This is a genomic window from Nostoc sp. (assembly GCF_036919595.1).
Lineage (GTDB): Bacteria > Cyanobacteriota > Cyanobacteriia > Cyanobacteriales > Nostocaceae > Nostoc.
In genome coordinates this window covers 1-13,158 of the sequence record NZ_JBALCO010000040.1, presented here as the reverse complement: position 1 = coordinate 13,158, position 13,158 = coordinate 1, and the positions used below count along the sequence as shown (strand labels likewise).

The 13,158-nt window shown below is 42.4% G+C and carries 9 protein-coding genes and 1 pseudogene; 5 read left to right on the top strand and 5 right to left on the bottom strand.

All coding sequences use genetic code 11. The annotated features are described in order from the left end of the window. Window positions 1-240: 240 nt before the first annotated feature. Both V7K21_RS05220 and V7K21_RS05215 read right to left on the bottom strand, forming a co-directional pair. Window positions 241-1,008 (bottom strand): circadian clock KaiB family protein, encoded by a 768-nt coding sequence (locus V7K21_RS05220; protein WP_298908247.1) that lies wholly within the window; start codon window positions 1,006-1,008, stop codon window positions 241-243. A gap of 243 nt (window positions 1,009-1,251) precedes the next feature. Continuing rightward, on the bottom strand, window positions 1,252-2,526 hold the full coding sequence (locus tag V7K21_RS05215; RefSeq protein ID WP_335172177.1) for a type IV pilus twitching motility protein PilT: 1,275 nt from the start codon (window positions 2,524-2,526) through the stop codon (window positions 1,252-1,254). 734 nt (window positions 2,527-3,260) lie between these two features. Here V7K21_RS05215 and V7K21_RS05210 point away from each other — a divergent pair. Together V7K21_RS05210 and wecB are read left to right on the top strand one after the other, a co-directional pair. After that, on the top strand, window positions 3,261-3,635 hold the full coding sequence (locus V7K21_RS05210; protein WP_273769148.1) for a hypothetical protein: 375 nt from the start codon (window positions 3,261-3,263) through the stop codon (window positions 3,633-3,635). A gap of 278 nt (window positions 3,636-3,913) precedes the next feature. Continuing rightward, a complete protein-coding gene (wecB, locus tag V7K21_RS05205; protein WP_335172175.1) occupies window positions 3,914-5,044 on the top strand; it encodes a non-hydrolyzing UDP-N-acetylglucosamine 2-epimerase in 1,131 nt (376 codons plus the stop codon). A 470-nt stretch (window positions 5,045-5,514) separates the two neighbouring features. Here wecB and V7K21_RS05200 read toward each other — a convergent pair whose 3' ends face one another. Beyond that, a complete protein-coding gene (locus V7K21_RS05200) occupies window positions 5,515-6,180 on the bottom strand; it encodes a peptidoglycan-binding domain-containing protein (protein WP_335172173.1) in 666 nt (221 codons plus the stop codon). A gap of 162 nt (window positions 6,181-6,342) precedes the next feature. Between V7K21_RS05200 and V7K21_RS05195 the strand changes: the two genes are divergently transcribed. Next, window positions 6,343-6,549 (top strand): hypothetical protein, encoded by a 207-nt coding sequence (locus V7K21_RS05195; RefSeq protein WP_335172171.1) that lies wholly within the window; start codon window positions 6,343-6,345, stop codon window positions 6,547-6,549. A gap of 210 nt (window positions 6,550-6,759) precedes the next feature. On the opposite strand, the gene V7K21_RS05190 is transcribed toward V7K21_RS05195, so the two are convergent. Both V7K21_RS05190 and nrdJ read right to left on the bottom strand, forming a co-directional pair. Beyond that, window positions 6,760-7,779, bottom strand: coding sequence for a zinc-dependent alcohol dehydrogenase family protein (locus V7K21_RS05190; RefSeq protein ID WP_335172169.1), 1,020 nt, complete (start codon window positions 7,777-7,779; stop codon window positions 6,760-6,762). Window positions 7,780-7,981: 202 nt separating this feature from the next. Continuing rightward, window positions 7,982-10,569: pseudogene (nrdJ, locus tag V7K21_RS30600) on the bottom strand (ribonucleoside-triphosphate reductase, adenosylcobalamin-dependent). 245 nt (window positions 10,570-10,814) lie between these two features. On the opposite strand from nrdJ, the gene V7K21_RS05175 reads away from it, so the two are divergent. Together V7K21_RS05175 and V7K21_RS05170 are read left to right on the top strand one after the other, a co-directional pair. Then, window positions 10,815-11,324, top strand: coding sequence for a GNAT family N-acetyltransferase (locus tag V7K21_RS05175; RefSeq protein WP_335172167.1), 510 nt, complete (start codon window positions 10,815-10,817; stop codon window positions 11,322-11,324). A gap of 151 nt (window positions 11,325-11,475) precedes the next feature. Beyond that, a complete protein-coding gene (locus V7K21_RS05170) occupies window positions 11,476-13,062 on the top strand; it encodes a GMC family oxidoreductase (protein ID WP_335172165.1) in 1,587 nt (528 codons plus the stop codon). Window positions 13,063-13,158: the final 96 nt, after the last annotated feature.

Here is a 13,158-nt window from a genome sequence, read left to right as displayed (position 1 = left end):
CGACCAACGAAAATTTTTTGAGTTGCATTTAGCTGCTGATTTTCAGGTACAACTCTTAATTTACCCGTTTTTAGGCTTAACCGAAAAGTATTGAGCGCTATATACTGTATTGCCAGCGATCGCTTGAATTAATCAATTTGCTAAGTATAGTAATCGCCAAGCTGTACCTAGCTAAGTTCAGAGGGATGTCTGAATTGGGCTATGCTTATGCACTCCCAGTGGATGATATCGTTATAAAACTTAAAATTTTTCCTTAGGAGCTAACATCTGTAAAATCTTTTCTACATGATCCAACTCTCCAACGATTCGCCGAATTGGGTGAGGCCAAACCTTGACAAGGGTAGGAGTTGCAGAAACCTGATTGAGTTCTGCTTGTTCTGGATGAGTTAAAACATCAATAACCTTCAAAGTATAAGGGTGTCCAAGCGATCGCTCTAACAATTCGTGTAAATTTTGGAGAATGCGTTCAGTGGTACTGCTATGTCCTGCAACAAACAAGCGCAGAACATATCCTTGTGTGATAACTTCCTTTTTTTGTACTATCACTGGTTGGTGGTATTTTGGCACAGGTTCAGAAAGGTCTAGACGGACAATTAAATCGTGATCTTCCCAAAGCTGCCCAAATGAGGAACGATAAGTTGTTAACACCATGCGATCGCACAACCCCTCCTGCCAGGGAGCTGCTTGCCATACTAAGTCCCCTGTGCCAAAAATGGCATTAAGCAAAGCTTGATGTCTAATTACAGCCGGATAAGCTTCAGCAAAAGTTCGCACTTGTTGAGTGCGCGGATCTAACCAGTGGTCAATAGTTGCAGTATAACAAGGCACTAAAAAATGCGGTGGCTCTGGTAAATCTAGAATTTCTTGCAAAGCCGAGCACAAATGCAAATGCCATCGACCTTGCTTGCTAGGGTCGATGCAGTAAATTAAATCTCCTCCAGGTGTAAATAGCGCAATGCCTTTAAACAACTGGGGTGTAGATAGTTTGTTTGTCGTCAAGTTATTCACAGAGGCTAGGAAGCTAAAAGTAAAAATTCTCTCTTTTACCTTTTACCTTAGCTATAACCTTAACCAGGATCACCTAAAAAATTGGCAACCCATCAAAAATACTGTAAATCTCGTTTCCACTCCCTGACTGGAAATGCTTTTGATTGCGGTGCCGCTAGAATCGGAAGCAGCAGCCCACCAATAGGCATTCCCAGTCTCTGACTGGGAACAAGACAATCATCTTCATTGCGAAGAAGAACAGACTTAAACTCGACCTCGGAGAAACTGTGCCATTTCGTTAGGAGTTGGTGACATTTCCAAAGCAGTTTCTTCAGTAATCCGACCGTCTTGATAGAGATTGAGCAACGACTGATTCATCGTAATCATGCCGTCAAAGCCAGCTTGTTTCATCAACTCGCCAATTTCATCATATTTACCATCTTTGATCCATTCTTTAATTGCCTCAGTGTTAATCAAGACATCATGGAAAGCAGCCCGCTTCCCGTCAGTTGTGCGGCATAACCCTTGGGCAATTACTGCCACTAAAGACTCAGAAATTGCCACCCGCATTGCATCCTGTTCTTCACCAGAGTAGAGATTGAGAATCCGCTCAATGGTTTTGACAGCGCTATTAGTGTGCAAGGTTCCCATGACTAAGTGACCAGTTTGAGCAGCTTTTAGGGCGGTGTTAACTGTTTCCTTATCCCGCATTTCTCCTACCAGAATTAAATCTGGATCTTCCCGCAAAGCTGCTTTCAAAGCGTTGTCAAATTTCCGGGTGTGCATTCCCACTTCCCGCTGTTTGACTAAAGACTTGCGGCTTTGATGAACAAATTCTATCGGGTCTTCAATGGTAATGATATGCTTGGCCATTTCCTTATTGATGTAATCAACCATCGCTGCCATTGTGGTGGATTTACCAGAACCAGTGGGCCCAGTCACCAAAATTAAACCTTTGTGGTGATGACAAATATCCCGAAAAACTGGAGGTAAATTCAACTGTTCCATAGTTAAGATTTTCAGCGGAATCAACCGCAACACCATTGCAGGTCCTTTGAGGGAGCCAAAAACATTAATCCGCACACGAGCAAAGTCATACTGAGTTGCTCCGTCAAATTCTAAATGTTCTTCAAAGCGCTGAATTTCTCCCTCAGTCATCACTTCCCGCAACCAATTCATCAAAGTTTCTCTATCTATTTCTGGATGATCCGTCGCTTGAATTTCTCCTCGGTTGCGGAAGCGGGGTACTTCACCTACACCTAGGTGAAGGTCAGAATATCCCTGATCGTAAGCTTCCCTAATTAACTGCGCTAAAGTAAGTCCCGGACTGCTGTTTTTAGGGCGAAGTGAACTAGGTATGGGCGGTGGACTACCCGGACGATGACCTGCAACAGGAGCGTTGCTGCTTCTATCCATTGACATATCCAATGTTTGTGTCATCTGCCGCTGCGTACTAAAGGTTGGCGGTGGTGGCGGCATTGGTGGTAGGTTACGTCCAGCAGCAGAGTTAGAATTTAATGGAGACTGTGATTCTGTCATATATCTTCACATTTGGCAGTCAAAAAGTTGAATTAGCGAGAAGTCAAGTCACTTGCTTCAATGACTTTTGGAGAATGCTTGCGTGCAAGCCCTAGCGGTGATGGGGAGCGATTGAGACTCTAGAACTACGGTCAATCCATTTCATCCACCTCAATTAGTATCTTTTTTTTCTGAAATTCCACTTCTCAAAAGATTTAGAGAAGTTATTTATCCTATATAACCTGGTTTAACACACGCAGTGAGTCAAAACGCTTCAGTAAAAACATTGAGATAAATAAGTTGCTTTAAATACACTAAAGCAAAATATAAATATTCTAAGCCTTTAGATGAGAAATTTATCCCAGGCATAGACACAAATGGACAGCAATTAACAGCACAAAGACTAGCAGATCATTTATTCAGCCCATTTATGAATTATGAGAATCACTAATAATTTTTATAAGAAATGTTAATTGGAATAGGAGCAATATCCAGGGGATCAAGGTTGAAAGCTCGTACCTTTTAGGTTATATACCTGAAGAGAGATGCAGAAAACAAGTTTTTTTAATAGATATAAACTTGACTTTATATCCACAATTACAAAAAACTAACTGTAAAGTTTAGTAAATAAATGCTCATTTTTCCAATTAGTTTTTATATACTGAATTTCACTGAGAAACAAATTCAGTTTACTCGCTAAAAGTGAGATATGACTGAAAATTAAAATTTGCTGTGTATTTTTAGGAGGAAAAGTCATGGTTTCTGCTCAAAGCTCTAATCAAGGAAAGACCTACTCCTTGTTGATGATTAAAAGCTTTTTAATATGGACTTTTACATTAGCAGTATGCTTGTTGGTTGTCGGTTTTCCACTAGTTGTCTTGATGGCTACGGTCGGATGTCTGCTGTCAATTGTCTTGCAATCGGTGATGCCTGTTAGTGCTGTTTTGCTTGTAGCAGGCGCTTTAATCATGTTTAATGTCATGGCAGTTGTATTGGCTGCGGGTGTACTAACTCTTAAAGGAGTTCATCCTAATGAAATTAAATGGTTAAGCTGGCTGCATGGAGAGGCAGACCAAATGCAGACTACTGTTTACGCTGCTTGCCCTTTAACTTGTGAGATTAAAATATAGTCATTACAGGTGAATTCGACAAACAAACAGTGCGTCTGCCCGGTTAAGCCGGGTTTTTTCATACTTTTGTGATTTGAACATTGGAGATCAAGATTTAGTAATTAGAGTTTTATTCGAGAAATAGTGCATTTGCCCGGTTACGCCGGGTTTTTTCATACTTTTTGTGTGATTTATCCTTTTATATTTATGATTTGTGTGATGATTTACCGCCAACTATTGACTATTAATCATAGACCATTGACTATAGCCATTGGCAAATGACAGATGATTCATGACTAATGATTAATCAAAAACGGGTTTACATTATCTTGGGTACTCGTCCGGAAGCGATTAAACTAGCTCCCGTGATTCAGGTCTTCCAAAAGTCTTCAGATTTTGAGTCGCAAGTAATTCTAACTGGACAGCATCGGGAGATGGTTGAGCAAGTTATGCAGCTGTTCAACATCAAGGCAGATTATGACTTAGAAATTATGCAGGTTCAGCAATCTCTAAATGATATTACCTGCCGCAGTTTACAAGGGTTAGAAGGGTTATTCAAGGTGAAAAAGCCAGATTTAGTAGTGGTGCAGGGAGACACTAGCACGGCTTTTGCGGCTGCTTTGGCAGCTTTTTATCAAAAAATCCCTGTTGGTCATGTAGAAGCAGGGTTAAGAACTGATGATATCTTCAATCCTTACCCAGAAGAAGCTAATCGGCGATTGATTTCTCAAATTACTCAGTTGCACTTTGCGCCGACTCCTTGGGCTGTGGAAAACTTGCATCGTTCTGGTGTTTTGGGTGAAATTCACATGACCGGTAACACGGTAATTGATGCATTGTTAAATGTAGCTGCAACCCAAGCAGTTTGCAATGTACCAGGCTTAGAGTGGGATTCATATCGCGTTCTGTTAGCAACAGTTCACCGTCGGGAGAATTGGGGAGAACCTCTGTTAGCGATCGCTCAGGGGCTTTTACAAATTTTAGATAAGTTTCCTGATACAGCTTTATTGCTACCATTGCACCGCAATCCGACAGTGCGAGTCCCATTACAAGAGCTTTTAGGGAATCATCCCCGAATTTTCTTAACAGATCCTCTAGATTATGGCCAACTGGTGGGAGCAATTGGGCGATCGCATCTTTTGCTCACTGATTCTGGTGGGTTGCAGGAAGAAGCCCCCAGCTTGGGAAAACCAGTACTAGTTTTGAGAGACACCACCGAAAGACCAGAGGCTGTTGCAGCTGGTACAGCCAAACTTGTAGGCACTACGAGTCAGAACATTTTTGCAGCGGCTGCTGAGTTACTCAGTGATCTAGATGCTTATGAAGCAATGGCAAATGCAATTAATCCCTTTGGAGATGGTCATGCAGCAGAGCGCATTTTGCAGATTGTGCAGAATTACTTGGGTCTTTCATCAGAAACATCAACTTAGAAAGTTACATTAAACAAAGTGCAAAATTTCTGTTTTTTAGGGGACAAAAAACCGGCTTTTCTCCCGGTTTTTATTTTTTTAGTTAGATTTATTTCCATCCCACAAGAAAACAGGTAGAACCTCAAAACGAGATTTTCCAAGGGTGGTTTTTTGGTTGACTGACAAAAGTCCTCAAAGTTTTGTCCTTTCGCTTTCATCCCCCTTAGGAATCAATTCCCAAGCTCATAGCTTAAGTCTACTAAAGTAGACTCAAAAGCATTTAAGCTATGAGCAATCAATTTATAGCAGTTCTCGACCAAGTAAAGTACAATTATTAACCTCACTTCCATTCCTCTCTTCTTTTAAGAGAGAGGCTTTGAATTTTCCCCTTCCCGAAGCGGGAAGGGGGCTAGAGGGTTAGGTCTTATACCTCACCGAATTGAAAATGGCTATATTGCACGGCGGGTTAGGATGCAACGCATTCATATTGGCTAAATGCCCAGAGCTAATCTAGTTTCGGGCCCCACCACACCATCTATAAGTAGACCTTTACTTGCCTGAAAGTTTCGGACTCGGCTAGCAGTTTCTTGACCGTAAACTCCATCAATTGTGAGATTACCCAAAGCTGTTTGAACGTCTCTTACAAGCAGACCTCTAGAACCAGGGCTAAGAATAACTGAACCCCCAACGCCACCAGGTCTAGTCACAGGAACACTGTTAGGTTTATCACCAACCCATCGCGCAAAAACGTATCTACCTGTAGAAAGCCTAGCAAAACCGTTTTCATACCTTTCAATCGCTGGAAGTGTTACGCCATTTGATACACAGTCAACATATGAGTAGTTAGTGCTTGGGCCTGTACGGACACGTAAACAACTGCCGTTAGTCCTTACATATGCAGCCGAACTCATTTGAATTTGGCTAATAGCAACAAGTAATACACCAACGCCAGCTAAAGCTAACCAAGCTGAAGATTTAAGCAGTTTTCTCCAATTGAATTTAGATTTGCTTATTCCAAATGCTTCTTTAGTAATAAGTATGTCGGAAGATTTAAAAGGTTTTTTCTTATTCCATTGAGATTTAGGGGGATTGTATCCGATGTTTGCAGATGCCTCTTCTTGAGCAATAAACATGTGGGAATAAGCAAGATATTCCATAATGCGCTCCTTTATATGAAAAAATGAGTACCACAGAGAAATACTTGATTTTTCTCTGTATTTATTCTTAGTATATTTTATATCACTGTGTTTTCAAAATATTTTTACTGGTAGCGAAATAAGAAAAAATAAAATCCGTCAAAAGATTCCCAAGAAAATGCGATGTCTCGTCGTAAACGTCGCCTTCTCAAAATAAATAAAATACTGAAGCAGTATCGCGGCTTTGGGATGCCAGAGGAATTTACCCGTGTACGCCAGTGGAAACGTGCTTTGAAAGAGCGTGAATCTGTGAAGGCGATTGCTCACTCTAAGGAATTCTACATTGAGCGATATGCTAAATTCGCTGCGCCTACTCTCGCCGCTGTTTAAACGTAATTAATAATTATGTTTCAAGTGGGGTTTAATTCTCACTTGAAACATATAATTAAACTCTTTAAAAATACGAATTACGCTAGCGTAGCGTAAAGCCTACGGCATGGCTTCTCTACGAGAGGCTGCGCCAACGCTTAGAGCGAGTCCGCGTACCCCTTCCCTACGGGACGCTACGCGAACGGAGAAGCAAGCTACGCACAGCGTCTCCTAGAGAGCGTCATTACTAATTACGACTTTACCGAAGTGAGCCGCACTTTTGAGATAATGATAAGCTTCTCGTGCTTCAGTGAATGGAAAAACTCGATCAATAATCGGTTTGATTTGATGCTGTTGCATCGCCTGATTCATCGCCTCAAACATTTCCCGACTGCCAACTTCAATTCCCTGAACTGTTAAATTCTTAAAAAGTATTGGATTGGGGTCAATTTCATTTCCTCTACCTGATAATACGCCAATCAAACTAATACGTCCCCCAATGCGGACTGCTTGTAGTGATTTTGGCAAAGTGCCTGCACCGCCTACTTCTACTACATGATCTACACCTATGCGATTAGTCAATTGGTAAACTTGCTTTTCCCAATCTGGTGTTGTTTTGTAGTTAATTGTCTCGTCAGCACCAAGTTGTCTAGCTCGTGCCAATTTCTCATCACTGCTGGAAGTAATAATCGCTCTAGCACCATGTATCTTGGCAAACTGGAGAGCAAAAATCGAAACTCCCCCAGTACCGAGTAATAAAACACTATTACCTGCGCGAATATTACCTTCGGTCACCAGTGCTTGCCAAGCTGTGACACCTGCACAGGGCAAAGTTGCCCCTTCAATGTAGGATAGATAGTCTGGTAATATCACCAAATTATCTTGGTGTAATACGACATACTCAGCCAGCATTCCATCGTTACCACTTCCGAGAGCGGATTTCATTTTCTCTCTGGTGAAAGAGCCATAAATCCAGTCTTGGAAGAAAGTACCCGCGACGCGATCGCCTATTTTCACCCGTGTAACACCTTCCCCCACTGTTACAACTTCCCCCACACCGTCACACACGGGAATTACCGGATATTTCTGTTTAGCATCGTAAGCTCCTTCGGCAATAAGTAGATCACGGTAATTTAGGGATGTTGCTTTGACTTGAATCAGAACTTGTCCCGCAGTTGGTTTTGGTTCAGGGCGATCGACTAATGCGAGGGCATCAATCCCGGCATGGCTTTGAATTTCGTAAGCTTTCATTGGCGGACTCCTTTTGTTAAAGATCATAGTGTAGAGAAATTTTGTGCTGCTTTTCTCCACCGAAATAATTACCAAGGAGGGGAAAAGGGTAAAGGGGGAATTTGAGTTGATATAAAAAGCGGTGGTTTTATATGATATAAAACCACCGCTTTTTATTTGAATGGATAAATAGTACCTACCCGAAGTTGATAGTCATTTCGCCTTATGAGCTTGGTTGCTGATCGGGAAACATACACTTATCAGAGTCACAACCACTAGGCCCAGCCTCTGTCATTTCGCCTGAATCGTAGCGGCTTAAGACTGCACAGAAATCATCTGTTTTCCGCCGTGCTTTCACCTCTTGATTCAAGCGATCGTAGGTTGGTTTGTCTATTGGTTCAAACGGTAAACGTGGGAATGATTGTAGGTCATCAAAACGGGCTAAAAGAGCTGCTGAAATATATCCCTCATCATTTTGGATAGTTTCGTAGATCCGCTGTCCCAAAGGTTCGATTTCATCAGAGCGAAGTTCCAAAGTAGCTGATGTGTTGTGAGTCACATACCAACGTTGAACCTGGAGGACAAAATCAAATTGGGCTAAGACTGAAAACTTAGAAACATCAATTTCATCAGCTGCTGGTAAATCAGCCCAAGGTACAGAAACAGGGATTTCTACTAACCACTCACTCACCCTTTGATCAAATGGATCGTTAAGCAAATTACCCTGTTCATCTTTGTCTGATTGAGAGGGAATGACGTTGTAACCATAGTCAATACAAGCTAAGGCTACTGGATCATTTTTGGCGAAGGTGATCCGGCGAATGAATCTTTGCGCTTTTGGGGGATGCCATCCGGAACTAGCATTAGTTAATAAAGCCTTAGTACCACTGGGTTGGACTGTGGTACAGCGATTCGGACGTTTGAGATGATGGCGATCGCAGTAATCCCAAACAACCCGATGTACAATATCTTTCCAGAAAGTTAGATATTTTTCTTCCTCACGCTTGAAAGCTAATCCTTGTGCAGTAGCGGGTCTTCCTTCTGCCCACCAGCGCAGCCAATCAACACCAAAAGCATGGACAAAGAAATCAAATAAACCTGTAAAAGAAACTCCCACAATCGGGTCTAATTCACGGCTGTATTGATAGCGTGGTTTCAGGAATTTGTGATTTAAAAGTGCTGCTACAGATAGCGCTCCAGCAGTGAATGCCTCTTCTTGTTCTTTGTAGTTATATGGATCAATTTGATTAAGGTGAACCTCAGACAAATTACAGTGGAAATTACTGCCGATGATTTCCAAATTTGTTACCCTAGAGGCTTTTTATCCCCTAGTTCTACTGCTTAATTATTCGCAGTAGTTCCGCGTACATTTTGCATATATGACTTTAGATAATAAAAGTGCTTTTCAATATGCCCCCGCACTCTTGGAGAGATTATATTCTAGACACCAATTTATAATGTAATCTAGTTTCACTCTCTACGCTGTACGGTGTCAAAGACTTTTTAGTTCCTTTGATTACCACGGGATTAGCATCTCAGCTTTCCCCGTTTTTGCGAGGTTTTTAACGTGAGGCAAAATCAATTACCACACGGATTTAGCCCATAGCGAGCTAAACGATGTTCTCGCTCATTAGCATCAAGATTTGGATAATGTTCTTTTAACCACTGTTGTGCTGTTCCTTGTTCATAAGCTTGCAAAAAACTAACTTTCAGAGCCTGTGTTGGCAGCAAATCAATGTTTGATCGCGCTACAGCTTCACCAGCCCATTGAATCGCTCCCTCGCCACTATAATATTGTTTGCGGACAGCATTAAGACATTCTTCTAAAGTCGGCTTGCGGTGAAAAACTCTGGTATGATTTGCCATCCTGAGTGCATCACGCTCTGGATCAATTCGCCAATTGCCATTTTCATCCTGCTGCCATAAATTATCTTTGGCATCGGCTGCTAGGCGATCACTAGAATCAAACTGACGCATCCCCGCGCTTCTTCGGATATTTCCGGCAACAATTGTTACAGCACCTTGATCAATTAATAGACAGCATTCAACTGAATTTAATTGTCGTCCTAAAGCTTTATTAAGAATAGATGCACAACCTTGATAAAGTCCAGGCAATTTTACAGGATTAGCAACTCCTCCAAAGCCGTTAAGTGTTTCTCCTGCTTTGCGGACATCGCTGATATCGACTAATACTTCAACTTCTGTTGAAAATTGTTGATCAGTGGAGAGTTCCAACAGGGTTTGATATGATTCAACCCAACCTTCACGGCTATCTCCAACGTGAATAGTGACGCTGTTGCCTTCTATATGAGTTTCAGTATATTCACGCCGCTGTTGCACAGGAGTGCTGCCAATTTCACCTTGTACAGTGACATTCAGTCGATTACAGATGGGGGGTAACTGGTTAATAAATTGTGGTTCTAAGACGGCTCCAGTGCCACAGCCCATCATTGCCAAATCCATCATTAATCCGAAGGCACTCCAGTCTTCGAGATTGGTAGAGGTGCAATTATAAGCGCCAGAAAAGTTCTTTGGCTTGGTTATCCAGTCTGTACCACCAACCCATAGCCAGCGCCCACTGGGCATAGCTTTCAAGTTACGCTGCATCTGATCCAGGATAGCTGCTTCTTCTTGAGTTAGCTTTCCCAGCTTGATTAAGGCGAGTAGAGTGCGATCGCACACCTCATCCCATGTTTCCCTTAGTCCCGCCTTTGTCCGGCGGCTATAGGTTCTAAAAAATACGGGATTAGCAGCCGGTGCAGTTTCGGGAAACCTTGCACTCTGGCGTGTTCTTTCGAGATTCTGAACCATATATCAAGTGTCTTGCGTGCGGACAGATTATGACTATACGCCAAGTAGTTTGAGTATTAAAGATTGTCAAATTGTCCACTTTACGCTACCCCTACGCCGGACTATTTGCAACAGAAATTTATGATGTATAATGTCCCTCACCCTTGGTAAGATTTTAATACTGAGTTTTAATTAGTACTAATTATTTCATAAGTAAATTTTTCTTATACCGATTCTTATTTAATTACTTAGCGGAGGGATAAACTTTGCTTAAAATTATCCAGGTAGAGACTGAGGAAGATAAATCTCATATACAGAAATTGTTTTGGGAATATTTTAACGAGACTAAGTTGATATTCAGCCATCGGTTCGGCATTAACTTAGATGTTGATACATTCTTTGAACAATATATGACTCAACTTCACGAATTTATACCCCCTTCAGGATGCTTGCTTTTGGGACAATCCGAGGCACAAATAGCCGGCTACGCTTGCTTACGAAAAATTGGTGAAGATGTTGGCGAAATTAAAAGGATGTATGTAAGACCAGAATTTCGCTCAAAAGGAATCGGTCGGTCTTTATTAGAAGCTATCATCAATGAAGCTGTTTACATTGGTTACTCAAGGATACGTTTAGACAGTGCCCCTTTTGCAAAGGAAGCACGGGCACTTTATCGGATATTTGGCTTTCAGGATATCGAGCCGTATGTGGAAAAAACAGAAATTCCTCTAGAACATCGAGCAAACTGGGTTTTTATGGAATTGGTTTTAAAATGACGCGAGATTCCTAAAATCGTCAGCCCCTTTGGGGAAGTCAAAAGTCAAAAGTCAAAAGTCATAATGCAACAGTCAGATTCGTAAACTTTAAGCTTTAACTAATCTTCAAGTTACAGTTCTTAAAGTAGTTGAATTTAGAAGCGAGGATGTCATGACTCAATATGACTATATTGTGATTGGTGCAGGTTCGGCAGGCTGCGTTGTCGCCAACCGGATTACAGAAGACAGGGAAACAACAGTGTTATTACTCGAAGCTGGCAATCCAGATACTAAACCTGAGATTCAAATCCCGTTGGAATCCCCCAACCTACCTCGCTCGGAACTGGACTGGAAATATTTCTCTGAACCAGAACCGTACCTGAATAACCGCAAAATCTTTTGTCCCCGTGGCAAAGTCTTGGGTGGCAGCAGTTCGATTAATTCCATGATTTATATCCGGGGGAATCATCACGACTATGACCACTGGCAGTCATTGGGGAATCCTGGTTGGAGTTACCAAGATGTATTGCCCTATTTCAAGAAATCTGAGAACCAGCAACGCGGTGCCGACGCATACCACGGGGTTGATGGGGAGTTGAGCGTCACCGATATTCAACCCCCTACTGTGGCATCCCAACGATTTGTAGAAGCAGCCGTGGCAATCGGATATAACCACAATCCTGATTTCAATGGGATACAGCAATCAGGTGCGGGAATTTATCAGTTGACAGTCAAGGATGGTTTACGTCACAGTGCTGCTGCTGCATTCTTGGTGCCAATTCTCAAGCGTCCCAATTTGACAATAACAACAGGAGCGTTAGTGACTCGGTTATTGTTTGAGGAAACCCGCACCATTGGGGTGGAATATATGCACGAGGGAAGGCTGCACCAAGCCAGAGTTAACAAAGAAGTGATTTTAAGTGCTGGTACATTCGATTCGCCCAAGCTGCTGATGCTTTCCGGCATTGGTGATGCAGAAGAACTACAAGCAATGGGGATTCCTGTCGTCGTTGATTTGCCAGGTGTCGGTCAAAACCTCCAAGACCACTCTCTCGTTCCTGTGGCACACCAGATAATTACCAGTCCTGTAGCAGACGAGGTAATTGCTGGGTTACGCCCGGCAATTAGCAGTAATGGTAACGCTGAAGCCGGATTATTTTTGCATACCGAAGGTAATCTGGATGCCACGCCAGATTTACAGTTTTTCTTCGGTCCCATTCTGTGGATATCTCCTGGAAAAACCCTCTCTGGTTTGGGATTTACTGTTACAGTCAGTTTGACTCATCCCCAAAATATTGGGAGTGTCAGTTTGCCCTCGCTTGACCCCAAAGACCCACCGATTATTCGGATCAACTTTCTGCAAAGTCAATCCGATGTGCAAAAGCTAGTTGCTGGGATTAAAATAATGCGTGAATTATTTCATACAAGTGCCTTTGATCAGTTTCGAGGTGAGGAAATCAGTCCCGGTACTGAGGTGATTAGCGATGAAGCTCTCGTTGCTTACATCCGGGAATTTTGCGTTACGGGGTATCATCCTGTTGGCACCTGCAAAATGGGAACTGACCCAATGGCGGTTGTCGATCCCGAACTCCGGGTACGCGGTGTTACGGGGTTGCGGGTTGTTGATGCATCGATCATGCCAACTCTGGTCGGGGGCAATACGAACGCGCCTACGATTATGATCGGCGAGAAAGGAGCCGATTTAATTAAAGCCGCAGGTGGCGTTTCATCGCAAGTAGCTTCAGCAATGGCAAACTAATAATGTATCCCCTCAATACTTCGGGGTAGAAAATTATTCTGGCATCCACGACCCACCAAATAGATTAGAAGAAGATTTCTCCTGAATAATGGTTGC